This window comes from Microbacterium pumilum (assembly GCF_039530225.1).
In the GTDB taxonomy this organism is placed as follows: Bacteria; Actinomycetota; Actinomycetes; order Actinomycetales; family Microbacteriaceae; genus Microbacterium; species Microbacterium pumilum.
The window spans coordinates 2,114,885-2,140,944 of sequence record NZ_BAAAOH010000001.1 but is presented as its reverse complement, the minus strand read 5'-3'; the positions used below and the strand labels follow the sequence as shown (position 1 = coordinate 2,140,944).

Here is a 26,060-nt window from a genome sequence, read left to right as displayed (position 1 = left end):
GCCCTCAGCCTAGAGTCGCAGCGCCACCGAGTACCCTGTGAGCGATGGCCGCCTACTCCAAGCACCCGGCATCGGCACCGCCGGCCGCCCCGGTCCGTGAGACGACGGGTCACCTCATGATGCGCGCGTGGTGCATCTTCGTGCTCTTCATGGCCCTGTCGGGAACAGCCTGGGTCAACGCTTTCGGCACCCCGGCCACCACGGTCATCACCATCGGCGGGGGCGTGCTCTCGATCGTGCTGTGGATCGTCATCCGGCCACCCGTGCAATGGCGCCGACTGCCGTGGTTCGTGGTCGCATACGTCCTTTGGGCGACGCTGTCGCTGCTGTGGTCGGCGTGGGTGTCGTCCACGGCCCTGACCCTGCTGCTGCTGTACATCACGACCATCCAGGCGCTCTTCATCGGCAGCGTCCTGACGTGGCGCGAGGTGGTCCGCGCCCTCGCATCCGCCCTGAAGTGGGCCCTGGGCTTGTCGCTCGTGTTCGAACTGTGGGTGTCGGTCTTCGTCGGCGCCCCGATCCTGCCGGGATTCGTCGTGGAGAAGGCGGACGACCCGATCGAGTACTGGTCGCGGAACAATCTCTTCGACTGGGGCGAGCGCATCCAGGGCATCATGGGCAGCGCGAATCTGCTCGGCCCGGTGGCATTGCTCGCCACCGTCGTCTTCGCGATCCGCTACGCCGCCGGAGCACCGCGGCGCACACTGCTCGCCGGCTGGATCGCCCTCTCGGCGTTCCTCTTCTTCCGCGCCTCGTCCGCGACCGCGTACGTCGCCGCGGTGGGCGTGGCCATCGTGCTGGTCACGGTGCTCCTCATGCGGCGCGCGCGCCGGCCCGGCGAACGCACCAAGTACTACGTCGGCTACGCCGTGATCGCCCTCGGCGGTGCGGTGACCCTCTGGCTGCTGCGCGGCGAGATCTTCACAGCGCTCGGCCGCAGCTCCGACCTCACCGGCCGCGAGAGCATCTGGGCGGCGGTGCTCGAGCGCGCGGCCCAGCGCCCTGTTGTCGGCTGGGGGTACGCGACGCCCTGGGTGCCCTGGGATCCGGCGTTCGACGGCTGGATCATCGACCACGACCAGACCGTCATGCAGGCGCACAACATGTGGGTGGACGTCTTCCTGCAGCTCGGCATCATCGGACTCGTGATCATGGGTCTCACCTATCTGGCCGCGACCTGGCGATCGTGGTTCTTCGCGGTGGATCGCCCTCGCTGGGACCTGCGTGAGGACCGTCCCTACTCGCCGCTCAGCCTCCTGCCGACTCTCACGATCGCCATCCTGCTCGTGCAGGGGCTTGCGGAGTCCTCGCCGCTCCTCGGCTGGGGCTGGCTGCTGCTGGTGCTCTTCGGATACAAGATCAAACAGTCCCCGCACGTCGGCGTGGGTCCGGCCGAGCAGAGCGTCGCCATCGAGCGCGGCGAGCTGACCAAGCAGGTGCCGTGACATCCGTCCCGCGGCGTGCGTCTCAGCCGAGCTGGCTGAGTACGCTGCTCGCTTCGGCGTCGTTCGCGCGCGCTTACACCCTCGTCGTCCTCGGGGCGGTGTTCTCGTCGTTCGCGATCGAGCGGATCGCGGGACGCATCACCTACGTCACGATCCTCGCATCGCTGTGCCTGCTGGGCGTCGGCGTGCTCATCTCCAGACGCCAGGAGATCACCTTCGTCCGCCTCGTGCCGTCGACGCTGCTGATCTTCCTCGGCTGGGCGCTCGTCAGCATCTTCTGGAGCTTCGACGTGCCCAGTTCGTTCTGGGGATGGATCTCGGCCGCGGCGCTGGCCTTCCTCGCCGTCGTCATCGGACACGTCCGCGACACGCTGCAGACGGCGAGGGCACTCGGCGACGTCCTCCGCGTGCTGCTCGGCATCTCGCTGGGTGTCGAGGTGCTGTCGGGCGTCCTGCTGGACACCCCGATCCGGTTTCTCGGCGTACAGGGCAACCTCGCCCAGCTCGGGCCGATCCAGGGCATCTTCGGCACGCGCAATCTGCTCGGGTTCGTCGCCGTCCTCGCGCTCATCACCTTCCTCATCGAGTACCGCACCCAGTCGGTCCGTCCTGGCACCGCCTTCGCATCGGTGCTGCTCGCGGGAGGGATGGCGACGCTCAGCGACTCGCCGACCGTCCTCGTGCTCGCCTTCGGGGTCGGCGCCGCGGTGGCTGCACTCGCTCTCGTGCGTCACGCACGCCCCGAGAACAGGGCGCCCCTGCAGTGGGGGCTGGGGGCCCTCGTCGTGGTCGCCGCGGTGGTCGGCTATGCACAGCGGTATGCGATCATCGCGTGGTTGGGCGCGGGCACGGACTTCTCGATGCGCGTCAACCTATGGCTGAAGATGCTCGAGTTCGTCCGAGTCCGTCCCGTGCAGGGATGGGGATGGTTCGGCCCCTGGAACCAGGAGAAGTATCCCTTCAACGGGATCAATTTCGTGCTCGGCTCGTCTCACGCGACCGGCCTGAACGCCTACTACGACGTGCTCCTCCAACTCGGCTGGCTCGGCCTCATCCTGTTCCTCGCGTTCGCCGGCGTCGCCCTGGTGCGGTCATGGCTGGATGCCTCGGAGCGACGATCGGTCATCTACGCGTGGACCCCGCTCATGCTGGTCGCCCTCCTCGTCGACTCGATGTTCGAGAGCTTCACCCTCACCGGTCTGGGGTGGCTGCTCCTCGTGATCCTCGCGGTGCGCGCGGGTCAATCCCGCTCATGGCGGGAGCGGATCGGACGGGACGACGGCGGCCCCGGCGACGGAATCACCGAACTGCCGCGCGATCAGGGTCTCCCAGGACGCGCAGGGTAAGCTTTCCTCTCGGCCCGACGCCTCGGCGCCTGCCTGCAAAACGGGAGTTCTCCACGTGACCCACATCCTTCAGAACGCCGTCTTCCCCACTGATCGCGATCCCGACCTTCTGCCGCTGTATGTCGATCCCGAGATCTGGTCGGTCATCGACGATGAGGCGGTGCGGGTGTCGAGCCGGGCGCACATCGGCAACATCCTCGGCCGAACGTCGGCGCGGATCCTCGCGGGTCGCCGAGTCTCGTTCGGTACGTATTTCAACGCGTTCCCCGCCGCATACTGGCAGCACTGGACACCTGTCAGGCAGGTCACGCTCACCGTACGCACCGTCGGCCCCGCCACGATCCTGCTGTACCGCTCGAACGGATCGGGTGTGCGGCAGCGCATCGAGACCCGCGAAGTGGATGGCGCCGTCTCATCGAGCTTCGCGCTGACGCTCGATCAGTACAGCGACGGCGGCTTCATCTGGTTCGACATCGTCGCCGATGAGAAGAACGCCGTGTTCGAGGGTGCGGAGTGGACGACTGAGCACGAGCCCGGCCGGCCGGGCAAGGCCTCCATCGGGATCACCACCTACAACAAGCCCGACTACTGCATCGAGACCCTGGCGAGCCTCGCGGAGGCGACGGATGTGCTCGAACTGGTCGACCGCATCTTCCTCATCGACCAGGGCGACCGGCGCGTCGACGCGGAACCCGAGTTCCCCGAGGTGGCGGCCTCTCTCGGCGACACCCTGCACGTCATCACGCAGCCCAACCTCGGCGGCTCCGGTGGGTTCGCACGGGCGATGACCGAGACGCTCGCGCGTCCCGACAGCGAGTTCGTGCAGCTCCTCGACGACGATGTGCGCATCGAGCCCGAATCGGTGCGGCGCTCGATCGTCTTCGGGCAGTACGCCAGCGTTCCCACCATCGTGGGCGCCCACATGTTCGACCTTCTCGACCGTCCGAAGCTGCACGCCTGGGCGGAGGTCGTCGATGAGGAGCCGTTCATGTGGCGCGCCCTGTACCAGGAGAAGCTCCCGCACGACTTCAGCGTCGCGAACCTCCGCCAGAGCCCCATGCTGCACATGCGACTGGACGCGGACTACAACGGATGGTGGATGTGCCTCATCCCTCTCGCGGTGATCAGGGAGGTGGGCCTGGCGCTGCCCGCGTTCATCAAGTGGGATGATGCCGAATTCTGCCTCCGCGCTGGTGAGGCCGGCTTCCCCACGGTCTCCGTCCCCGGGGTGGCTCTCTGGCACGTGTCGTGGGTCGGCAAGGACGACACCATCGACTGGCAGGCGTATTTCCACGCCCGCAATCGGATCGTGGCCGGACTGCTCCACTCCAACGCCCCGGGCGGGGGCACGCTGATGCGGCACAGCCGCCGCGTCGACCTCAAGCACCTCATGATGATGCAGTACTACCCCGTCGCGCTCCGGCATCGCGCCCTGCACGACATCCTCTCGGGCCCCGCCCACATGCGCGAGAACCTCGCAACAGCCATGCCGTGGGCCAGATCCCTGGCGGCAAAGTTCCCCGAGACCGTCGTTCAGAAGGACTCCGGCGTGCCGCTGCGATCGCGGCGAGGCCGCGCGGTGTTCAAGCGTCTCTCCGTCCACGAGCTCGACAATCCGTCGGGCATGCGCCTGCGGTGGTTCACCGTGACGACCCTCGTCTCGCACTGGTTCCACACCCCCCGCCCCGAGAACGTCGCGCAGCCCGAGGTCGAGTTCGGCAAGAGCGATGCGCACTGGTGGCGGGTACCGGTCTACGACAGCGCCCTGGTGAGCGCCGCAGACGGCTCCGGCAAGAACGTCTACACGCGCGATCGCGCGCAGTTCCGCCGGATGCTGGTGGAGAGCGTTCGACTGCACCGGCGACTGCGCCGCGAGTGGCCGAAGCTCGCGGCACGCTATCGCTCCGCGGCGCCGGAGCTGACTTCACTGTCACAATGGCAGCGGACGTTCGAGGAGTCGTCGTGAGCACCATTCATCCCGATCCCGCGGCAGAGTCGCTCACCGGCGGAGCGACGTTCGACCCCGCCTCGGCGACCATCACGATCGTCACCTACAACCGCTCCGGCCTCCTGTCACGGCTGCTCACCAGCATCCGTGAGATGGATCCCAAACCCGGCCACGTCGTGGTGATCGACAACGCTTCGGTGGATGACACCACCGCGGTCGTCGAGACGTTCCGCGAATCGCTCGGCAGCGAACTCGTCTACCGGCGACTCGATGAGAACACCGGCGGGTCGGGAGGGTTCAGCGAGGGGATGCGCGTCGCCTACGAGCTCGGATCCATCTGGATGTGGCTGATGGACGACGACGTCGAGGTCACGCCGGACGGCCTGGCACGGATGGGGGCGTGGGCGCCGCGCTTCAAGAGCATCCAGGGCCGCAGGTACGACTACGACGGAAGCGAGTTCTACTGGCAGTACCGCCTCTCGATCCCTCTCGGCATCCCGATTCCTTTCGCACCGGCGGGCTTCGACGAATCGGGCTACCGCATCATGAACTCGGGATGCTTCGAGGGCATGTTCATCCACCGCGACATCGTGCGCGAGATCGGCCTCCCTGATCCCCGCTTCTTCATCTACTGGGACGACTCGGTGTACGGCTGGCTCGCCTCACGCAAGACCACGTCCGTGATCGTGAACGAGTTCGTGCTGCGCCGCACCCGCGAGATCAAGCAGTGGGACATGGGCGTCCGCCATCTCAACGCCTCCAGCAACGCGTATCGCTACTACATCATGCGAAACCGCGGCTTCATGAAGCACTACTTCGCCGAGCACGGTTCCTACCGTCCTCTCGCGTTCTCACTCGGGTCGCTGCTGACGTTCGGCAAGGAGCTCGTGCGACTGCTGTTCGTGGAGCGCACGGTGCGCGGGACCAGCAACCTCTGGCGCGGTGTGCGCGACGGTCACAAGATCGCCAAGGACGCGTCGTGGCGGCCGATGCCGGCCCTTCAGGAGCCGCAGCGGTGAGCGGCGCCGAGGCAGCCGCCTCGCCGGTGGTTCCGCGGCGTCTCGCGATCATCGCCCACTACGACCCCCGCGGCAAGGCGGCACCGCACTTCCTGCGTCTGCTGGATCAGATCGGCGGCTCGTTCTCGGATGTCGTGGTCGCGTCGACCGCAGCACTCGATGACGAGGCGATCGCGGCCATCGAAGCGCGGGCGACCCTGGTCCGCCGCCCTAATGTGGGTCACGACTTCGGCTCATGGCGGGATGTGCTCGAGGCGCACGGGTTCGGTGCAGACTTCGATGAAGTCCTGCTGACCAACGACTCGTACGTCGGCTACCTGCGCCCGCTCGACCAGATGATCCGCGAGATGCACAAGCAGCCCGTCGAGGTGTGGGGCATGACGAAGTCCCACCGGCATGGCGAGCACATCCAGAGCTACTTCCTGTACTTCACCGCGGCCGCGCTCCACTCCCAGACCTTCGAGCGCTTCTGGGCGGAGCTGCGACCCGCCCACAGTCGGGACCAGGCGATCGTCGATCAGGAGATCGGCGTCAGCAGAGCCCTGCTGCAATCGGGCTTCCGGCTCGGCTCGTACTTCACCCCCACGACGCTGGAACGCCGGCTCGCCACCGTCCGGGGCGTCCATTGGCTCCGGCATCGCCAGCGCACATTCCCCACTCGTTTCGACAACTTCGAGGACTCGTTCTTCCGCGCCCGCAAGTTCATGGATCCTGCGATGGCAGACAACCTCAACTGGTCGGCGGCGTTCGCCGACGCGGTCTTCGACCGTGCCCGGCTGCCGGTCGTCAAGTTCGACACTCTCCGCTACGACCCGTACTTCCTCGACGCCGGGCACTTTCTGAACGAGCTGGAGCGCGCTTTCCCCGCCGCCTTCTCGGGGGTGCGCCAGTTCCTGGAGGAGACGAAGCCGTATTACGGAAGGCGCCGCTTCGAGAACTACGGCGACACCAAGCTGATGCTGCCCACTAGAGCCCTCGTGGGCTACGGCAACCGGCATCCGATATCCACGGCACAGCGCGCGAAAGAGACGTCATGAGTCAGATCCGCGAACTCACACGACTCGCGCGAAGGTTCCCGCCCCTGAGCCGGGTGCTCGAGACCGGTGATCCGCGTCGCCGCGCGCGACGTCTCATCGACTCCGGACTGATCGACCCCGCCCTGTACGCGCGCCAGCTCGGCGTGCCGAGAGTCACGGTGGAGGAGGCGGCTGCGCACTACACGACGATCGGGTACCGCGAGGATTACACGATCAACGCTCTGCTCGATCCGCGCACGATCGCCGGCGCCCTGATGCGGACGAACCGGCCCGTCCTGTTCGACTATGTGAACTCGCGCGCGTGGCACGCCCACGTGAGCCGGGTCTGGGATGTCGCGAAGTATCGCGAGGAGCACCCCGAGTCGCTGGACCATCGCGGCGGACCGGTGGGTCACCTGTGGGAACGCCTCCAGGCAAGCTCGGACTCGCAGCTGCGGACGCTCGGCGGTGGGCCGCGCGAGCTGCCGTGGCGCGAGGTCTACCGGACGCTCTCGGACGCATACGCCGAAGCCGCAGCGGCCCGCCGGGAGAAGCAGCGCCGCCTGCCGCGCTCTCACACGAACGACCTCATCGAACGTGGTGTCGCATGGCCGGCGCGGGAGCCGCGACCACTCGTATCGATCATCATGCCGGTCTGGAACCGGCCGATGGCCCTGCGCCGTGCAATCGAGTCGGTGCTGGCCCAGGATTGGGTCGAGTGGGAGCTCCTCATCGTCGACGACGGTTCGTGGGACGACACGGTGCTCGTCGCCAGGACGATCGCAGCGCGTGACGATCGCGTCCGCGTGCTCGAGCGGCCCCACGGTGGCGTCTGCCGCGCACGCAACGCCGGGATCGACGCCGCCCGCGGCAGCCTGATCGCGTTCCTCGACAGCGACAACGCGTGGGAGCCGACCTTCCTCAGCGACATGATGAACGGCATGCGTCACGTCGGCGCGGAAGCGGCGTTCGCGACGATCGAACTGCACAACGCCGGCACGGTGCGCTACCGCGACCAGGACGTCGATCATGACTCCCTCCGCCTGGGCAACTCCATCGACCTCAACACGCTCATCGTCACGCGCGGCGTCATCGACCGCGTAGGCGGCTTCGACCCGACGCTGGCGAGGGCCGTCGACTACGACCTGATCCTCCGCATCGCGGAGGGGCACCGCATCCATCACATCGACACGATCGGAGCGGTCTACGACGATTCCGAGGACGCGGACGACCGCATCTCGACGACGGAGCCGTTGGGGTGGAACACGCTGGTACGCCTGCGACACGACGGCGTTCTGCAGGCGATGGCCGAGCCGACAGCACTGCTCGAGGGCACCGACGTGTTCGTGATGGTCCACGGCGATGAGCTTCAGCTCGCCGACAAGATCGACGACCTCATCGACCTGATCGAGGATGAATCGGTCGGTATGACGATCGTGACGATCGGATGCGACGCCGGCCGTCAGTCCCTCGCCGACGTCGCGGCGATCGGGCGGCCGTCGATGGCCCGTCGATCTTTCGACGGCGACGAGCCCTTCGCCTACGTCGTGGACAGCTGCCTGGCAGCCGCGACGCGGACGAAGGTGGTGTTCATCGACCCCACCGCTCGGGCGTCGGCCGAGACCGTTCGCCTTCTCGCGGCCGAGGTCGGATCGGACGTGCCGGTAGCGCTGCCGGTGAACATCGGCCCTGACGGCACTCTGCAGGGAACCGGCGCCGCGCTGGCGCGGACCGGTTCGATCCCCGCCCTGCTCCTCGCTGACCACCCTGTGGAGGACTGGGGCACCGAGGACGCCGACGTGCCCCTCGCCTCGGGTCGAAGCTTCGCGGCCGACACCTCGGCAGTGCGCGCCGTCGGCGGGCTCGACCCGCTGCTGTTCAACGACTTCGAGCTGGAGTCCCTCAGCCTCAAGCTGATCCGCGCGAACAGCTCGGCCGCGATCCGTGTGGTGGCGTCGGCGCAGCTGTGGCATCCCGTACCGGCCACACCGTTTTCGAGAACCGATCCGAAGGGCAACAGCCGCGCCATCCGTGCTCTCTCGTCCGGTGTGGTCGTCCCGACCGTCCAGACCGTCTACGGTCCGCGCGGCTTCGACGTCGTGCACTGGGAGGCCGCCGAGGCCCGCGGAGAAGGCGGTGATCGCGAGCCGCAGCCCCGGCCCCATGCCGTCCTGGCGCGGCGCCACGCCCCCGTCGAGGTCGACGGAGAAACCCTCCCGAGACTTCGCTGGGCGATCAAGATCGCGGCGCCTGCCGGCCCGAGGGGCGAGGCATGGGGTGACCTCCACTTCGCGCGCGCTCTCGCACGGGCACTGTCGGAGCTCGGCCAGGAGGCGGTGATCGACCACCGTGAGGCGCACCATCGCTCGACCTCGTACCTGGATGACGTCGAGCTGGTGATACGGGGGCTCGACAAGTACGAGCCCCGTGGCACGGCGACGAGCATGCTCTGGGTGATCAGCCATCCCGACATGGTCAAGCGCGCCGAAGCCGAGCCGTACGACGCGGTGTTCGCTGCGTCGATCCCCTGGGCCAAGCGCATCTCGCAGCAGTGGGGGCTCGACGTGGAGCCGCTGCTGCAGTGCACGGATCCGAGTCTGTTCTCTCCCCACGGCGACCCGCGCACGGACGATCTGGTCTTCGTCGGCAACAGCCGCTGGGTGCCTAGGCCGGCGGTGGTCGAGCCCATCCGCAACGGCATCGACCTCAAGGTCTACGGCGCCGACTGGGGACCCTTCATCCCCGAAGAGTCGGTGACAGCACCGCACATCGACAACCGCGAGGTCGGTCGCCTCTACGAGAGCGCATCCGTCGTGCTCAACGATCATTGGAACGACATGAAGCGCGAGGGGTTCATCTCCAACCGCCTCTTCGATGTCGTGGCGTCGGGCGGTCGGGCCCTCAGCGATCCGGTCGAGGGCATCGAGGAGATCTTCGGCGGAAGTGTCGCCGTCTTCCCGAGCAGCGGCGATCTGGTTCCCATGATCCGCAGCGGCGTGGACTCGCTCTTCCCCGACGATGAGGAGCTCGCCAGACTGGGCGCCCGCATCCGAGAAGAGCACTCCTTCCTCGCACGCGCTCGGGTGCTGCTCGCGCGCGCGCTCGCTGTCCGCGCCCGATGAGCGCAGGCGAATAGACTGCCCCCAGCCCAACTTCTCGCCCAGGAGTCATCGTCGACAGCAACCCGAAGCCGCGCGTCATCGCGATGGGCGCGTATGAAAGAGACAACTTCGGCGACCTCCTCTACGTCGAGGTCACCCGGGGTTACCTCGCCTCAGCCACCGACACGACTTTCGCGGCGCCGTTCGCCGGCGACATGACCGCCGAACTGGGCGTCGATGTGCCCGCCGCCGGTCCCCTTCTCGACGCTGAGCACGTCGACGCCATCTGGACGGTGGGCGGCGAGGTGGGTGCGACCGACATCGACTACGTGTATCGGACCCGATTCGGTCAGGATGCCGCCACAGCGCTCGCGGCGATGAGTGCCGACGATCGCACCACGACTCTCCGCCGCGAGCTCGGCGGGGCCGTGTTCGACGCGCCGTACGTTCCACGGCCCAGCGCTCACTCCGGAACCCTCGGGGCGGACCTCATCCTCAACTCGGTCGGCATCGGCAGCATCCCGCACCTGTCGCGTGCCCGTCGCTACGTCCTCGAAGCGGTGCTGCGCGAAGCCACGTACATCTCGGTTCGAGACCCGCGTTCCGACGCCTACCTGACACGCATCGGCGTTCCGCACCGGCTCGCGCCAGACCTCATCCACACCCTGGCGCTCAATCATCCGCGCCCTGCCGCGTCCGGCGGCTGGGCGCTGATCCACCTCTCCGATCACCATCTGCGCGAGCACACCCCCGATGCGTGGGTCCGCGCCATCCACGCAGCGTCCTCGCTTCGCGGCATGCCGCTGCGCTTCTTCCTTGCCGGCACCGCCCCTGGGCACGACTCCCAGGCTGCCGCCGACCGGTTGCGCGACGCACTGCTCGAGCTCGACCACGGAAGAGACATCGAGATATCCACGGCACGCTCGACCTGGCCTCGGGTCGACGAGATCGCCGATTCGGCGGTGTGGATCGGCGGATCCCTCCACGGACGCATCGTCGCGCAGGTCTACCGCGTCCCGCGGGCCAGTCTCGCCAAGGGAAAGGTGGATGCCTACGCCGAGACGTGGGACGCCGACATGCCGTCGGGGGTCACCCCCCAGACCCTCGACGCGGCCGTGACGCATGCGCTCGGGTCCGCCACGCACGGCGACGTGGACGACCTCGCGGAGCGCGCTGAGCGCAGCATCCGCGATGGCCTCGACGCCGTCCTCGCCGGGCAGGCGCGCAGCCGCGATGACCGCATGCGCGAACTCCTCGCGATCCGGGCCGCCGAGGCGGCCGATCTGCACTCATGGAGTGCGCAGCTCGAGACGGCGTACGCGCACACGAAGACCGAGTACGTCAAGGCCTCGGCTGATCGCGATGCGCTGCGCAAGGAGCTGGACGCCGTTCACGAAGAGGCGCCCGCGGAGCCACCCTCGTCGATCGTGGGAAAGCTCAGCCGCGCCTACTCCTCGGTGCGGCGCAAGGACTGAGCCGCTGTGCCCGCCTCGACGGGCAGGGGCTCCCTGTCGCCGTCGAGTGCAAGCGGACTCACCAGCAGGACCGTCACGAGCCCGGCGAGCGCGAGCAGCCCCAAGATCGGGACGACCGAATACCACAGCGTGGAGATTCCGTGCGCGGTGGCCGACGTCTCGACGCCAGAACTCCCGGCGCCCCACTCGGCCACGAAGACATAGGCGATCGCGGCGAATGTCGCCGCCGCAGCCGCGACACAGAAGGTCGCCGAACCGAATCGTCTCGCTCGCGGCCCGAGAGGTCGCGCAACCCATTGGGCCAGGCAGCCGACCGTCACGCAGAGGGCCGCGATCCCGCAGAAGAGATATCTTCCCTGAATCCCCCGCGCAGGATCACCGGTGTCCCAGAAGATGCTGTGTGCGTTCAGCATGATCGTCACGACCACCAGTCCAGGGAACAGCCACAGAATCGCAATCGTGGCTCGTTCCCGACTCACGATGATCGCGACGACGATCGCGGCGAGAAGGATCACGCCCGCAATGTCGGCGTACAGGTCGGGAAGCCCGAGGCTCCAGAAAGTTCGGTTGAGTCGCAGGACGGTGCTCTGCAGGAACTCGGTCAGACTGTAGGCCGGATCCGCGATGTCTCGATGGGCTCGATTGCCGAGGAGGTTGGGTTGGACCTTGCCGAGGAGGATCAGGTTGCGGACCCACCACCACCCGCCGATGACGAATGCGATGGCGGCCGGCAGCAGAATCAGAAGCGCTTTGCGGAACAGCGGCACTTCCAGCCGTGCAACGGCGACCACCGCGAGAAGCACGATGACCGGAATCAGCAGGAGTGCGAGCCCTTTCGTCAGCAATGCGACGCCGAGTGCGATCCCAGACGCTGCAAGCAGGACCGCGCGAGCCCTAACGGATGTGCGGGCGCGGACCACGAAGTAGATGCTGGCGCTGCACGCCGTGATGAGCAGCGTGTCGTTGTTGATCAAGCCGCCCATGTTGGCGAAGTAGGCGACGAAGAGCGCCGAGGCGCCCCCTGCAAGACCCGCCCGGCGTGAGCGGGTTACACGTCGGGCCGTGCCGACCAGAAACGGCACGGAGGCCGCGAGCAGCACGCCTGACGCCATCCGAATCGCGAGCTGAGCGTGATCCCAGCGGAGCTCCGGACCGCCGAGCGCCACGACGACCCCCGCCAGGAGGTAGTAGTAGCCGGGCGGATGCTGGAGCATCTGGTCACGACCGTGGTTCTGCCAAGTGTCTCCTTCAAGGAGGAGCGACCGATCATCCGGCGCAGGGAGCACGGCCATGCCTTGACCGCCGTATGCGTTGCCCGACTCGGCCGCCGCGGTGACCGTCGAGTCGGTCACCCGCGCCGTGTACGGGAGTGGCCACCCACCACCTGCTACGACGCGGACAACCGAGTTGTAGTGGATGAGCTCGTCCGGCCCTGAGAATGGCGGGCGCACGAGCGCCCACAGCACGGAGCCGGACAGCATGACGAGAGTCAGCGCGATCACAGCGAGGCGATATGCCCCCTCGGAAGGCATGGCCGGGCGAAACACCCTGGCGGAACTCGTCACGCGGCGGCTCTGCGCAGCACGAGCTCGGCGATGAGATCGGCCTGAGCGACGGAGGTGCGACGCACATCCGGCAGCCGCTCGAGCAGCTGGGACTTCACCTCTGCCTGGCGCAGCTCGAGGTCGCCGAACCGCTCGAGAAGGAATGCCGGGGTCAGCTTGTCATGCCCGAACGCCCACTCCTCGCTTCCGAACATCTCGAGCACTTCGCGGTACTTGTGGCTCCACCCGATCACGAGCGTGGGCACCGCCATCGACAGCGAAGAGACCATCGCATGGAATCGGCTGGCCACGAACGTGCCGCAGAGTCCGATCAGAGCGCGAAGCTGCTGCGACGACAGCTCACGATCGACGAAGAGCACGTCCTTCGCACGCGAGAGTCGAGCATGGATCTCACGGCAGAGCGGCAGATCGTTGTTGTGAACCTTGTCGGTACCCGTCCGCACGCTGTGGGGCAGAAGGAGCACTTTCCGGCCGTCGGCGGTCAACGCGTCGATGAAGGCGACCATCTGACCGACGTAGTCGCCGCCCCGTGCATCGACCTTCTTCTGCAGGACGACGCTCGGGCACACCCCCACGACGGCGCCGCCGTCGAAGAAGGACAGATCGTACATCGATGCCAGGGCTGTGATCTCCGTGCCGTCGAGCTGCAGCGAGAACGCGTAGTCGGCGCCCGCGACGATGTTCGTCAAACCAAGCCCCGTCGCGAAGTCATGGGTGATCCGTCCGCGAGTGACGATCGTGTCGACCCGCGGGAGGAACATGAGCGCGGCGCGACGGTTCACGGGATTGTGGAACGGGCCGATCGCCTGCGCGCATTTGAAGACCGGCGTGCCCGTGAAGAACGCGGGAAGGATGGATGCCACGTTGTACAGCAGGAACTTCTCACGCCCGTCGGTGAACGTGATCCCACCCTGGTCGAGGAGCACCTGCGATGTGGCGAGCGCGCCCACCGCGCGGGACCGGCGCCGCAGGAGACTCCGCAGCGGCGGCAGCAGCCGGTACAGCAGCGCAAGCAGATTGATGGTCACGCCGAGCTGCCGGGGCGAAGCCGGAATGACCTCGACGTGCGGATAGGGGTTCTGGGCACGGTCTTCGGCCGGATACATGCTGAGCAGGGAATACCGCACGTTGCCGGCACCGAGCCGCTCGTCGAGCGTCTGCACGGCGCTTTCGAGCATTGCGGCGGCGCCCTTGTTGCCTGAAAGCGCTGAGCCGATGATCGTGACGTGGTAGGCGGTCACGGGCGGATCTCCTTAGAAATGGTTCGGCGCAGGCCGACGTAGATCAACGCGACGCCGCCGTCGGCGATCGTCGCCAGCAGTCGGGCGAGAAGACTGATGATGATCGCCTGCGGCACCTCGATGTACTGGCTGAGGATCAAGACGATCACGGCCTCGCGGACTCCGAGTCCGCTCGGAACGAAGAAGGCCAGGATGCCGATCGCGCCGGCGAGCATGTACGCCGCCGCGAAAGGCAGCCACTCCGCGGGAGAGATGGGCACGATCGTGGCGGCGAGGATGACGAATCCGACGGCGTTTATCGCCCGGGGAAGGACGAACTCCCCCGATGATCGCAGAGTCTGCGGCGTGCTCAGGAAGTACTCAGCAGGGATCGGACGCTTGAGCACGCGCCGGGCGGGAGCATCGACGATCCGATGGAAGAACGGCTTCCAGGAGATGAGCGCGAACGGCACGATCGCCAGCACGGGCAGGAGGAGCAGCGTGATGTTCTGGCCGAAGATCTCGGGGCCGAGGCTGATGAGCAGGATGATCGAACCCGGGACCAGGGAGGCGAGCTGGAGGAAGACGTTCTCGTAGATGAAGCTGATGACGACGAGGGTGCGGCTGATCCCCTTCTTGCCTGCCCAGACCGTCTTGTTGACGACCGAGCCGACCTGTCCAGGCACGTACTTGAGGATCCACGACGCGCACTGCACTGCGATCGATTCGCGCGCTGCGACGTGCACGTCCGACTGGAGGACGGTGACGATGCGCCCCCACAGCAGGCCCGTGACGGGGACCGCGACGATGAACAGAACAGTTGTGAGAATCCACAGCGGATTGAAGCTGATGTCCTCCTCGACAACCTGCGCCCAGTTGTTCGCGAGCGAGACCGCGAAGAAGAAGCCGACGATTCCGACGACCAGGATCGTGGCCGCCCAGCGCAGCAATCGCCTGCGGCGGCGGCGGGCGGCCTTCCGCGGGTCGAGTTCCGGCTCGCCGTCGGAAGGCGTTGCTCCATCGGCGGGGAGCGCTCCCTCGGGCAGCGGCTGCTCCTCGGGGGTGGGGTCCTCATCCGTCATCGCGGTGCGCCCGCCGTGGTCGTGGGGGGCGGAGCGGAGACCCGGGCCGTAGCGCGGTCTGCAGGGCTGCTGAAGGCATGCACGTGTCGACCCCTCCGGAGGTCGAGATGGGGGTGAGGCGGATGAGGAGGATCGGGCGCGGAGCCCGCGTCAGCCTATCGCACCGACCCTGATGGTGCGCCGACCGGGCCGTCACCGCCGTGTACGCCCCCGGCTACATTGGGATGGTGCACAGCCACACCCGAGCCCTGTCGCGGCAGATCACTCCGACGTGCCGCCTCTCACGGCGACGGGCACGATGACAGCCGTCGACGCGGTCGTCGTCGGCGCGGGGCCCAACGGCCTCGCCGCGGCCGTCGTGCTCGCCAGGGCGGGGCTGTCCGTCGAGGTGTTCGAGCGCGCGGAGACGATCGGCGGCGGCGCTCGCACAGCCGAGATCACCCTCCCCGGATTCCGGCACGATATCTGCTCCGCCGTGCACCCCATGGGGGCGGCATCCCCATTCTTCAGGGACTTCCAGCTCGCACAGCGCATCCCGTTCTGCACTCCGGAGATCTCGTACGCACACCCGCTCGAAGGCGGCCTGGCCGGCATTGCGTATCACGACATCGATCGCACCGTCGCGGGACTCGGCTCGGACGGCCGGTGGTGGCGCAGCCTGTTCTCGCCACTGGCCGCTCGCATCGACGCCGTCACGGAGTTCACCGGCTCCACCCTGCTCCGGGTGCCCCGCCACCCGGCGACGGCACTGCGGTTCGGACTGCGCGCGCTCGAGGTCGGCACGCCGGCGTGGTCGCTCCGCTTCCGCGGAGACGTGGCGCGAGCGATGATCGCGGGCGTCAATGCGCACTCGATCGGCAGGATGCCGAGCCTCGCGGCGGCGGGGGTTGGTCTTGTGCTCGGTGCGCACGCGCACGCCCGAGGTTGGCCGATTCCCGTCGGCGGCAGCCAATCGATCGTCGATGCGATGGCCGAGGACATCCGCCAGCACGGCGGGAAGATCCACACCGGCGTCGACGTCGACGATCTCGATGCGCTGCCCTCCGCCCGTGCCCACCTGCTGGATGTCACACCGCGCGCCCTGGTGAAGCTCGTCGGCAAGCGCCTCCCCAGGGGATACCGGCGCGCGATGGAACGATTCCGCTACGGAGACGCTGTTGCGAAGGTCGACTTCGCGCTGTCCGATCCGGTGCCGTGGGCGAACGATGAGATGCGCTCGGCGCCCACTTTCCATCTCGGCGGTACGCGGGCCGAGCTGGCCGCAGCCGAGGCCGAGGTCGCCGCCGGTCGCCACGCGCCGTCCCCCTACGTGCTCGCTTCGCAGCCCACGATCGTCGATCCCACGCGCGCACCAGACGGACGGCACGTCCTCTGGGCATACGCACACGTCCCCGCCGGTTCGACGGTCGACCCGACTGAGATGGTCACCCGGCAGGTCGAGCGATTCGCACCCGGCTTTCGCGACACGATCCTCGCCTCGCATGCGGTTTCGGCTGCGCAGCTCGCCGAGTACAACCCCAACTACATCGGCGGCGACATCTCGGCCGGCGCGATCACGCTGCCCCAGCTCATCCGTCGCCCCGTGCTCTCGAACGATCCCTGGCGAACGCCCGCGAAGGGCGTCTATCTGTGCTCCTCATCGACGCCGCCTGGCACCGGAGTGCACGGGATGGTGGGGCTCCACGCGGCGAGGTCCGCGCTTCGAAACACGTTCGGCCTCGGAATGCCCGAACTCGGCATCGAATAGTCGCGACCCGGCGAGATCACTCTTGCGAAGCGGGCATCTCTGCGTGCGAGACCGGTCCGAAGAGCCATCTCCCGAGTCCCGTCCGGTCTGGCTTGATTGCCCCGGATCGATGGAACACATGCTCCCGCAGCCACGCGATCCCCAGCCAGCCACGACGACGGAAGAGCAGTTCCGTGCGGGCCCTCTCACCGTCCACCACGTTCGGCGAGGTCGCCGATTCGCCCGCGGCATCCGCTCTGAACTCCAGTCCGCCTTCCGCGCCCGACCTGGCGGAGTAGGCGACTCCGACCGTGGCGGCGCGCACCTGGGCGACGAATGCCGACGCCGCAGGGTTGGCCGGATCGAAGACCGCCGATCCGCCGGCCTGATGGCCGCTCCTCATCCGGCGCAGCGGGGCTGCGAGGTCGAAGAACAGCAGCAGGAGGACGACATTCTCGGGGAACGCCACGTTCATGAGCAGGAAGATCGAGGTGTGGAAGACCGCGAATCCCACGACGAACAGGAGCTTGATCCACCCGGGGGGCAGGAACAGCAGGACGATCGCAGTGATCTCGAGGATCGTGCCGCCCAGGAACAGCAGATCGAGCGGAACAGCCCAGAACGAGCCGAGAAAGTACGTGCCGAGGTCGAATCCGAAAGGGTTGGGTCTGAGATTCCGGTTCTCCACCCAGTTCTGCAGGGTTCCGCCCAGAAAGACGCCTGGTCCACCGATGAACAGTCGCGCGGTGCCGATGAAGAGGTACTGCAGGATGACGACGAAGCACAGGACGAGCAGGGATGAGCGATAGACGTCAGGTCGCCGGGTGCCCGCACGGCGCGCACGACTGACCGCGAACGCATCCCATGCGGGAGTGAGCAGCAGGGCAGCGGTGACATACAGGAGGGTCAGCTCGCGGTGGTCGAAGTGGCCGCCGAATCCCTTCTTGACCTGCAGGTACGTCAGTGCCGCGATGACGGCGAGCGCGGTCACGAATCGCGCACCGCGCAGGCCGAGCCCCGCCCACACGAAGAGCACGAGGCAGACCAGAGTGAGACCGAGCAGACCCGTAGGAGTGACCACAGCGGACCAGAACCAGTCCGGCAGGGCACGGAAGACCCCGAACGGATGGAACAGCTCGATCGGCAGCAGCGCCAGGCGCTGGATCGGATCGACCAGCACGTAGTAGATCCAGATTCCGAAGATCAGGATGCGGGCGAGCCCCAGCGACTCGGCTGTGACGCGCTGGTGAAGCCGCACGCGCAGGGTCATCGGCTCAGCTCCGCGGTGTCCCAGGTGATGAGCGGGTCGGCGGTCACGTCACCCGGGCTGCCGGTGACTCGATAGAAGCCGAGTTCGCTCGCGTCGACTCCGTCCTCTTCCAGAGCGCGCAGCAGACCTGTCGCATAGAGGGTGAGTTCCTCTTCCGCCCGCTGGTGATTCTCCGAGCCGGCGGGTTCCTCCATCCAGTTCAGGAGGACCCGCATCCGCGTCGAGAGCGGCGGCAGTCCGATCGCGTCGAATTCCTTCGCGATGTTGACCTCGCGCTGGGTGCCGTCGGACAGTGTCGCCTGCCAGGCGTAGGTCTCCTCGACGGAATCGCGCAGCTGCGCCTGATACATCGCGAATCGCGTCAGCGGGATGTAGGAGGTCTTCTGGGGATAGTCGTACTGCCACCGGTCCACCATCTGCACGACGAACCATGCCCCTACGAACACATACAGCACGACGAGAGCCGCCGCGCCGAGTCCGAACAGGCGCTTGCGGAAGTCGGTGAAGAACAGGAGGCCGGCGAAGACCGCCAGCAGGAACAAGCACTCCAGCCCTGCGCGGATGACGAGCTCCGGGGTGACAGCTGTGCTTTCCACCCGAGCGACATTACTCTGTCGCGATTCGGCGAACGCCCCGCCGCACTAGTGGATGCTCAATGCGTGAGTGCGGACTCGATCGCATCCGTGAACCGCGGCGCGAGGCTCAGCGAGAACGCCGGTGTGATGTGGTGGCTGTCCTGGTAGACGGCAATGCCGCCGACCACCGCGTAGCAGCGGTCCGCGTCGCAGAATCCGGATGTGAGGTCGAGTAGCGTCGCATCGCCGGCTCCGTCGGCGGCCACCGAGTCGGCAAGCGGATCCGGCACGAGAGCAGCGTCGCGGGACGATCCGCACTCGATCGCGCTGTCGGCATCCGCGAGGCACTCGCTCATCTTGTTGCTCTTCGCCACCGGAGTATCACCTACGACGACCACCTGTTTTCCGCCGGCCTCGAGCGCCGCCCACGTACGTGCGAAGGCGCCGGCGAGATCGGCGCGCGCCACGGCATCGGCGTTCATTCCGACGCGATGCGCGTAATCCGTCGTCACGATGACGTCGACGTCGGGGTCAGCCTGGAGCTCGGCCACCGTCGCGGCGCGCCAGTCGATGCAGTCCGCGTCGTTCTGCTTGTACTCGGCGTCGCCCTGCGCACGCCAGTCGTCGACCACGAAAGGACAGGAGCGCTTCGTGATGCTGCGGACGTTCCAATCGCGGACCGTCGACTGGTACGCCAGCGCCGGAAGCAGATGCTCGGCATGCGAGTCGCCGACAAGCACCACGTCGACGTCGCTCGAATCCTGCGGTGCGAACGAGCATTCCCGGGAGCCGAACGCCTCATCCTCACATCCGGCCGATCCGCCTGCACGCGTCACGACATCTGCCGCGACGGTCTCGTAGTCCGTCTCGCTCACCGCGAGGTCGGACTGAATCTCGAAGGCATCCGCGCAATCGGCGATGTGCGTCATCGCCTCCGCGCCGACGCACGACTTCGCCTCGTGGATCGACTGCGTCACGGTGTCCTGCGCCGCAGCCGATTCCTTCTCGATGACCAGGCTGGGAACGATGCACAGTGCGAGGACGACCACGACCGATCCGACTGCGAAGCCATAGCTCACCCGTCTTGGTCGCCATCGAGCACTGGCGATGACAGGACGCTCGATGAACGCACGCGTCGCCCACGCGAGGAGGAAGGTCGCGAGGAGGATCACCACCTTGTCGACGGTCGAGAGGGGCCGGCTGAGGGCATACGGGAGCAGAATGATCAGCGGCCAGTGCCAGAGGTACGCCGCGTAGGAGGTGTCTCCGACGAACTGAACCGGGCGCGAGGCAAGCGCAGGAGTCGCAGACCACCTGACGGGGGATGTCGCGGCTGCGATGACCGCGAGCGTCCCGGTGACGGGAATGAGTGCGATGAGTCCAGGCACGGGCGTCGTGGCGTCGAACGCGAACATCGTGGCGATGACGACGATGATGCCGGTCCAGGCCAGCGCCGCCCGGACACGCGTGAACCGATCCCACCCCACCCGGTGCAGCCACGGTGCCGCGAGCGCGAGAAGACCCCCGGCAGCGAACTCCCAGGCGTGCGCGAACGTGTTGAAATAGGCCGCCTGCGGTGACGACGTCGTCACGACGGCCGAATACGCCAGGCACGCCACGAAGACGGCGCCGATGCCGGCGAACATGGCAGGGCGCCGAGCCCAGCCGCGCGAGGTGGCGACGAGCGTGATCAGGATCACCATGAGGGGCCAGAGCAGGTAGAACTGCTCCTCCACCGACAGCGACCAGTAGTGCTGCACCGGTGACTCAGGGCCCTCTGCGGCGAAGTAGTCGACGGCGTTCGCCGCGAGCACCCAGTTCTCCACGTACAGCGCACTCGCGGCGACCTCCGTGAGGAATCCCGCGATGCGCTGCGCCGGCACGAGAACGGTGACGGAGATCGCGGTGACCGCGAGCACGAGCATCGCGGCGGGGAGGAGACGACGGATGCGACGCGCGTAGAACGTCGAGATCCTCACGCGACCGGTGGCATCCGCCTCGCGGAAGAGGTGGCCCGTGATCAGGAACCCCGAGATCACGAAGAACACATCCACGCCGATGTAGCCACCGGTCATCCGGTTCGGCCAGAGGTGGAAGATGATGACGCCGAGAACGGCGATGGCCCGCAGCGCTTGGATCTCGGGCCGGAACCCGGAGCCGGGAGCGACCCCGACCTGTTCGGCCGGTGGTGCAGCCTTGTTGCCGCGCCGGACGGCCGCGACGGTCATTGCGCCGAGCGCGCCACCGTCTGCGACGGCGATCGCGCCTCGACGGCGATGGGGACGGGCGACGTGACTGCATGAGCGGTCGCGACGGCGTCGATGCTGACCGGCAGAGACGGATGCCGCGCAGCGTCCGCCGCGCTCACGAGGTTGGGGTCGAGGATGCGATCAGGGGCGTACTGGATCAGCTTGATCCGCTCGAGCGCATCCTCCATGAGCGTGCGGTTCGTCCGCAGCATGTCTGAGATCACCAGGAGCGCGATCGAAAGGAGCGCGCCGACGAGCATGGCGGACCCGAAGATGAGCGACTGGATGTGGTCGCCCGCGATGCCCAGCCAGCTGAGGACCGCGAACCGGGTGAACGGGATCGCGGCGCCGATCGCGAAGATGACCGCGAGCGTCAGGAAGACCGCGTGCGGTTTGAACATCACATAGCTGCGCGCGATCGCCTGCCCCGAGCGGCCCATGTGCTGGAAGATGTTCTTGAACAACCGGGACTCGCGCGTCTTCGGATTGGTCTTGATCGGCACGCTCGCGATGCGCAGTCGCTTGTTGCCCGCCTGGATGATCGTCTCCATGCAGTAGCTGAACTGCGTCACGACGTTGAGGCGGATGAGCGACTCGCGCGAATAGGCGCGGAAGCCACTTGCTGCGTCGGGCAGATCGGTCTCCGCGGCGAAGTTCACCACGCCGCTGCCCACACCCTGCATGACCTTCTTGAACGGCGAGAAGTGCTCGATCGTCTTCGTCTGCCGATCGCCGATCACGATGTCAGCCTCGCCGCGGAGGATCGGCTGTACGAGGTCGGCGATCCGCTCCTGCGGATACTGATTGTCGCCATCGGTGTTGATCACGATGTCGGCGCCGTGCTGCAGCGCGTAGTCGACCCCATCCCGGAACGAGCGAGCCAGCCCCATGTTCCGGGTGTGGAACACGAAGTGCTCGACGCCCAGTTCGCGCGCCACCTGGACGGTCTTGTCGGAAGAGCCGTCATCGATCACCAGGATGTGGATCTCATCGATGCCGTCGATCTGCTTCGGAATCCCGGCGAGAACAGACGGCAACGTCGCCTCTTCATTGAGGCAGGGGATCTGGATGAAGATGCGCATGAGACTTTCCGTTATTCCGGGGGTGGGAGGGACCCACTCATGCCCGCGACGCCGTGTTGCCGTGATGAGGGCGGTCAACCGGCTCCGGCCATTCTACTGGAGCGGTCCGAGCGACCCTGTGTGGAGCCTGCGCGTCGCAGATCGACGGTGCGCGGCATCCCACAGGCGAGCGGCCTGCGTCAGGGCGATCGGCCGCCACTGCGTACTATGGATGTTGAGGAGCCGAGGTCGATGGGAGACAGCATGCCCTCTGTGGCAGGCGGTCACCTTGATTCGACCACCCAGCGACGCAGGACGTTTTACGATTCCGGCACCGAAGGACGCGTTCGCACTCCGATCTCGGTCTGGGTGCTCACCGCGGCATTCGTTCTTCTCTGCGCGACGTGGAGCATCCTCACGCCGCAGCTCCTTGCGCCGGACGAGAGTGCGCACTTCTCCAGCGCCCTGCGGATGTCGCAGGGTTTCGACTGGCCGGATCCGGGTGAGGCCCTGCGACCTGAGTTCGTGCAGCAGCTCGGCGGGGAACGGGCAATCCCTCACGACGAGCGCAGCACCATCGGCGAACTGCGCGAGCAGTTTCCCGGAGCGAGCGACACACTCGACCAGATGACCCAGCATCCGCCGCCCTATTACATGATCGCCGGTGGCCTGATCGCGGCGCTCGGCGGCGACGATCTACGTTGGGATGTCGCACTCCTTTCGATGCGGCTGCTCGGAGCGATTCTCGCCGCGCCGCTGATCTGGCTCACCTGGAACACCATCAGGCGATTCACACGCTCGGAGCGGATGGCGACGGTGGCCGCCATGGTGCCCTTCGCAGTCCCCGGGCTCGCCCAGATGCTGGGAGTCGCCAACAACGACACTCCTGCGATTCTGATGGGGTCCGTCGTGATCTGGCTGGCCGTGCGAGTGCTCACGGGCGATCGGCGACTGCTCACCCTGATCGGTCTTGCCGCTGCATTCGGCCTCGCCGGACTCGCGAAGGGCACGCTGATCTCACTGGCACCGCTCGTCGTGCTCGTGCTGTTCTTCGGACGGGGCCGGCCGGCGCAGCTCGGCCCACGCATCTGGCAGACGGTGTGGCCGTTGCTGATCGCTTTCGTCTTCGGGCAGTGGTGGTGGCTGCGCAATCTCGCTCTGTTCGGCACGCTGCAGCCCTATGGCTATACCCTCAGCGACAAACAGTGGCCCGCAGGTCAAGGGCCGAGTCTGCCCGACTACGTCGAGGAGGTCTGGCGGGTCACAGCCACGTCGTTCTGGGGTTGGTTCGGTCGCGTGAACGCACCGCTCCCCCAGATCCTCGTCGACGTGCTCACTGTCACGTGCCTTCTCGTCGTGCTGGTCGGAATCTTCCGTCGGCGCGAGCGCATCGTCGATGCGCTCATCGTGGCGTCACCGATCGCCGTCAGCCTCCTGCTCCTGTTCCGGGTGAGCTGGGCGACATACGCCGACACGTCCGAGTTCCGCGGGCTCCATGGGCGTTATTTCTACCCGGTGATCGTCGCGCTGGTCGCGCTGGGTGCGCTCGGAGCATCGAACATCGTCCGGGAGGCCGCCGCTCGAGTCGCGTTCGGCCGGGCGATCGTGATCGTCTCGACCTTCATGTCGTTCTTCGGCCTGGCCGTGGCGTACGTCTTCTTCTACGCCTCCGACAACTGGTCCGCATGGCGTTCCGGAGTGCGCCCCCTGCTCGACATGGCATCGACTCCGCCGGCGGTCACGCTCGTCGTGCCCGCCGTGTACGGGGTGTTGCTCCTGGTGGGCGCGGGCATGACCTGGATTGCGATTCGTCCCGCGACCACGCCCGAAGCTTCCGTCCCACTGGTCGAGGCCGCGACGTGAGCCCCGCGGCGGTGAGCCTCGAAGCGCCGCCGGTCAGGAAGCAGGAGTCGAAGGATCTTCGGCCCGACATCCAAGGCCTGCGAGCGCTGGCCGTCCTGTCGGTGCTCCTGTTCCACCTGTGGCCGACGCGCCTCACCGGCGGATTCGTCGGGGTCGACGTCTTCTTCGTCATCAGCGGGTTCCTGATCACCTCACACCTGCTCCGCGAGGTGGAGTCGACGGGTCACATCGGCGTCGCACGCTTCTGGGCGCGACGCGCGAAGCGGCTGCTGCCCGCCTCGCTGCTGGTGCTGACCGTCGTGGCCATCGTGACCGTGGTCGTCGTGCCGAGACTGCTGTGGAATCAGTTCCTGTCCGAGGTCATCGCCTCGACGCTGTACGTGGAGAACTGGCTGCTCGCCAACAACGCCGTCGACTACATGGCCGCCGACAACCTGGCCTCCCCCGTCCAGCACTTCTGGACGCTCTCGGTCGAGGAGCAGTTCTACATCGCCCTGCCGCTGGTGCTCCTCGCGACTCTGGCGATCGCTCGGTGGCGACGCTGGCCGGTGCGCCGCACGTCGCTCGCTGCGATCGCCGTGCTCACCGTCGCGTCATTCGGCTACAGCGTCTGGCTCACCTATTGGTCGGCCAACTCCGCCTACTTCTCGACACTGACCCGGGCATGGGAGTTCGGCGCGGGCGCCCTGATCGTCGCGCTGCCGGCGATGCGGTCCGTGGTCGTGCGCAGCGTGGTCGCGGCGGCCGGGCTCGCGGCGATCGTCGCTGCGGTCGTCTTCTACGGTCCAGCGACCCCCTTCCCCGGCTATGCCGCGGCGCTTCCGGTGCTCGGCACCGCAGCCGTGATCTGGGCAGGCAGCCGCACCTTCGCCGATGCGGTGGGCGCCTTCCGGCCTGTCGCGTTCGTGGGTGGGATCTCATACGCGGTGTACCTCTGGCACTGGCCTCCGATCGTGCTTCTCCCGTACGTGACAGGGCACCCGCTCACGACCATCGAGAAGACGGCGATCCTCGTCGCGACGATCTTCATCGCCTGGCTCTCCACCGAGCAGTGGGAGAACCGCATCCGCTTCTCGCCTCGCCTGCTCGGCACGGCGCGCCCGCGCGTCGTGGCGCTGTGGATGATCCTCGCGATGGTGGTGACGCTGGCCGTTCCGGCGGTCGCCCTCACTGTGAACGCCCGCGAGACCGCCCGCGAGGCGGTGGTCGCCCAGGAGATCGCGGATGGCAGTCCGGATTGCTTCGGCGCGGAAGCGCTCGCGCTCGACTGCACGAACCCCGATCTCGACGGCGTTCTCGTTCCGAACCCCGCCGACCTCCCGAACGACGACGGCAACCGCAGCGAGTGCTGGTCGCGCGGCGAGGATGCGACGGTCAATTGGTGCTCGGTCGGACCTGCATCCGGCTACGACAAGCACCTCCTCGCGGTCGGCGATTCGCACAGCAACTCGCTGGTCGGCGCATACGAGCGCATCGCGAACGAGCACAACTGGCGCATCGACATCACCGGCCGCGCCGGCTGCTACTGGTCGACCGCGACGCTCGTAGCACCCACCGAGGCACTGACCGCGATCTGCACGCAGTGGCGTGAGAACGTCGTGGCGGACATCGGCGAGCGAGCAGACGTCGATGCCATCGTCGTCACCAAGGCGCGCCGGCCCGCGACGACAGAAGTCGCTGCCCCGGCCGGCACCGACCCCTACGAGCTCATCGTCGCGGGAATGACCGAGGCGTGGTCGGCGCGGCCCGACCTCAACGTCCCGGTGATCGCGCTCGTCGACAACCCGATGCTCCCGAAGACGACTCCGGGCTGCGTGGCGGCGAGTGAGGTTCCGGATGCTGCGGACTGCGCCATCCCTCGGGCCGATGCTCTTCTGCCGGACGGCATCGCCGATGCGGCGGCTCAGACACCGAATGCCGCGGTCATAGATCTGACGGATCTCTACTGCACCGCGGATACGTGCCCTGCCGTGGTGGGCAGCGTGATCGTCTACCGTGACGGCCGGCATCTCACCGGCACGTATGCCGACACCGTCGCGCCGTTCCTCGGCGATCGCATCGCCGAGATCCTCGCCGCGAAGGGATGACAGGCGCGTCAG

At 67.3% G+C, this 26,060-nt stretch carries 17 protein-coding genes; 10 read left to right on the top strand and 7 right to left on the bottom strand.

The genetic code is table 11. The features are described 5' to 3' along the window. Positions 1-44 precede the first annotated feature (44 nt). From ABD188_RS09330 to ABD188_RS09300, 7 genes are all read left to right on the top strand, one after another. On the top strand, positions 45-1,445 hold the full coding sequence (locus ABD188_RS09330) for an O-antigen ligase family protein (protein ID WP_344060969.1): 1,401 nt from the start codon (positions 45-47) through the stop codon (positions 1,443-1,445). Further along, positions 1,442-2,791 carry an O-antigen ligase family protein gene (locus ABD188_RS09325; RefSeq protein WP_344060966.1) on the top strand — a complete coding sequence of 450 codons (1,350 nt, stop codon included), beginning with the start codon at positions 1,442-1,444 and terminating at the stop codon, positions 2,789-2,791. The genes ABD188_RS09330 and ABD188_RS09325 overlap by 4 nt, the downstream gene beginning before the upstream one ends. A gap of 55 nt (positions 2,792-2,846) precedes the next feature. Further along, entirely contained in the window at positions 2,847-4,757 is a 1,911-nt protein-coding gene (locus ABD188_RS09320; protein WP_344060963.1) for a glycosyltransferase, read from the top strand. Then, positions 4,754-5,758, top strand: a complete 1,005-nt coding sequence (locus tag ABD188_RS09315; RefSeq protein ID WP_344060960.1) for a glycosyltransferase — start codon at positions 4,754-4,756, stop codon at positions 5,756-5,758. Before ABD188_RS09320 ends, ABD188_RS09315 begins: the two co-directional genes overlap by 4 nt. Then, positions 5,719-6,795 carry a rhamnan synthesis F family protein gene (locus ABD188_RS09310; protein WP_344060957.1) on the top strand — a complete coding sequence of 359 codons (1,077 nt, stop codon included), beginning with the start codon at positions 5,719-5,721 and terminating at the stop codon, positions 6,793-6,795. The genes ABD188_RS09315 and ABD188_RS09310 overlap by 40 nt, the downstream gene beginning before the upstream one ends. Further along, the gene (locus ABD188_RS09305) at positions 6,792-9,896 is read left to right on the top strand and encodes a glycosyltransferase (protein ID WP_344060954.1); all 3,105 of its coding nucleotides are present in this window, start codon (positions 6,792-6,794) and stop codon (positions 9,894-9,896) included. The genes ABD188_RS09310 and ABD188_RS09305 overlap by 4 nt, the downstream gene beginning before the upstream one ends. An 83-nt stretch (positions 9,897-9,979) precedes the next feature. Beyond that, positions 9,980-11,350, top strand: a complete 1,371-nt coding sequence (locus tag ABD188_RS09300; RefSeq protein WP_344060951.1) for a polysaccharide pyruvyl transferase family protein — start codon at positions 9,980-9,982, stop codon at positions 11,348-11,350. Here the strand turns inward: ABD188_RS09300 and ABD188_RS09295 are convergent. Genes ABD188_RS09295 through ABD188_RS09285 form a run of 3 tightly spaced genes read right to left on the bottom strand, consistent with a single transcriptional unit; the run spans position 11,323 to position 15,217 of the window. Further along, the gene (locus ABD188_RS09295; RefSeq protein WP_344060948.1) at positions 11,323-12,882 is read right to left on the bottom strand and encodes a DUF2142 domain-containing protein; all 1,560 of its coding nucleotides are present in this window, start codon (positions 12,880-12,882) and stop codon (positions 11,323-11,325) included. The genes ABD188_RS09300 and ABD188_RS09295 overlap by 28 nt on opposite strands. A gap of 29 nt (positions 12,883-12,911) precedes the next feature. Next, the gene (locus tag ABD188_RS09290) at positions 12,912-14,156 is read right to left on the bottom strand and encodes a polysaccharide pyruvyl transferase family protein (RefSeq protein ID WP_344060945.1); all 1,245 of its coding nucleotides are present in this window, start codon (positions 14,154-14,156) and stop codon (positions 12,912-12,914) included. Continuing rightward, entirely contained in the window at positions 14,153-15,217 is a 1,065-nt protein-coding gene (locus tag ABD188_RS09285) for a lysylphosphatidylglycerol synthase domain-containing protein (protein ID WP_344060942.1), read from the bottom strand. Before ABD188_RS09285 ends, ABD188_RS09290 begins: the two co-directional genes overlap by 4 nt. 298 nt (positions 15,218-15,515) lie before the next feature. Here ABD188_RS09285 and ABD188_RS09280 point away from each other — a divergent pair, with 298 nt between their 5' ends. Further along, on the top strand, positions 15,516-16,964 hold the full coding sequence (locus ABD188_RS09280) for a phytoene desaturase family protein (protein ID WP_344060939.1): 1,449 nt from the start codon (positions 15,516-15,518) through the stop codon (positions 16,962-16,964). Between the two features lie 16 nt (positions 16,965-16,980). On the opposite strand, the gene ABD188_RS09275 is transcribed toward ABD188_RS09280, so the two are convergent. Genes ABD188_RS09275 through ABD188_RS09260 form a run of 4 tightly spaced genes read right to left on the bottom strand, consistent with a single transcriptional unit; the run spans position 16,981 to position 22,119 of the window. Then, the gene (locus ABD188_RS09275) at positions 16,981-18,213 is read right to left on the bottom strand and encodes a hypothetical protein (RefSeq protein ID WP_344060936.1); all 1,233 of its coding nucleotides are present in this window, start codon (positions 18,211-18,213) and stop codon (positions 16,981-16,983) included. Further along, positions 18,210-18,809, bottom strand: coding sequence for a hypothetical protein (locus ABD188_RS09270; RefSeq protein ID WP_344060934.1), 600 nt, complete (start codon positions 18,807-18,809; stop codon positions 18,210-18,212). Before ABD188_RS09270 ends, ABD188_RS09275 begins: the two co-directional genes overlap by 4 nt. Positions 18,810-18,865: 56 nt before the next feature. Next, positions 18,866-21,016, bottom strand: a complete 2,151-nt coding sequence (locus ABD188_RS09265) for an acyltransferase family protein (protein WP_344060932.1) — start codon at positions 21,014-21,016, stop codon at positions 18,866-18,868. Then, a complete protein-coding gene (locus ABD188_RS09260) occupies positions 21,013-22,119 on the bottom strand; it encodes a glycosyltransferase family 2 protein (protein WP_344060930.1) in 1,107 nt (368 codons plus the stop codon). Before ABD188_RS09260 ends, ABD188_RS09265 begins: the two co-directional genes overlap by 4 nt. A 243-nt stretch (positions 22,120-22,362) precedes the next feature. Here ABD188_RS09260 and ABD188_RS09255 point away from each other — a divergent pair, with 243 nt between their 5' ends. Further along, positions 22,363-23,961, top strand: a complete 1,599-nt coding sequence (locus ABD188_RS09255; protein WP_344060927.1) for a DUF2142 domain-containing protein — start codon at positions 22,363-22,365, stop codon at positions 23,959-23,961. Beyond that, positions 23,958-26,048, top strand: a complete 2,091-nt coding sequence (locus ABD188_RS09250) for an acyltransferase family protein (protein ID WP_344060924.1) — start codon at positions 23,958-23,960, stop codon at positions 26,046-26,048. The genes ABD188_RS09255 and ABD188_RS09250 overlap by 4 nt, the downstream gene beginning before the upstream one ends. Positions 26,049-26,060: the final 12 nt, after the last annotated feature.

Bases quoted from the DNA above. Each gene is read 5' to 3' on its own strand.
- ABD188_RS09295 (WP_344060948.1), bottom strand. From the start codon at position 12,882: ATGCCTTCCGAGGGGGCATATCGCCTCGCTGTGATCGCGCTGACTCTC.
- ABD188_RS09255 (WP_344060927.1), top strand. From the start codon at position 22,363: ATGCCCTCTGTGGCAGGCGGTCACCTTGATTCGACCACCCAGCGACGC.
- ABD188_RS09275 (WP_344060936.1), bottom strand. From the start codon at position 18,213: ATGACCCTGCGCGTGCGGCTTCACCAGCGCGTCACAGCCGAGTCGCTG.
- ABD188_RS09260 (WP_344060930.1), bottom strand. From the start codon at position 22,119: ATGCGCATCTTCATCCAGATCCCCTGCCTCAATGAAGAGGCGACGTTG.
- ABD188_RS09285 (WP_344060942.1), bottom strand. From the start codon at position 15,217: ATGACGGATGAGGACCCCACCCCCGAGGAGCAGCCGCTGCCCGAGGGA.
- ABD188_RS09280 (WP_344060939.1), top strand. From the start codon at position 15,516: ATGACAGCCGTCGACGCGGTCGTCGTCGGCGCGGGGCCCAACGGCCTC.
- ABD188_RS09300 (WP_344060951.1), top strand. From the start codon at position 9,980: ATGGGCGCGTATGAAAGAGACAACTTCGGCGACCTCCTCTACGTCGAG.
- ABD188_RS09330 (WP_344060969.1), top strand. From the start codon at position 45: ATGGCCGCCTACTCCAAGCACCCGGCATCGGCACCGCCGGCCGCCCCG.
- ABD188_RS09265 (WP_344060932.1), bottom strand. From the start codon at position 21,016: ATGACCGTCGCGGCCGTCCGGCGCGGCAACAAGGCTGCACCACCGGCC.
- ABD188_RS09305 (WP_344060954.1), top strand. From the start codon at position 6,792: ATGAGTCAGATCCGCGAACTCACACGACTCGCGCGAAGGTTCCCGCCC.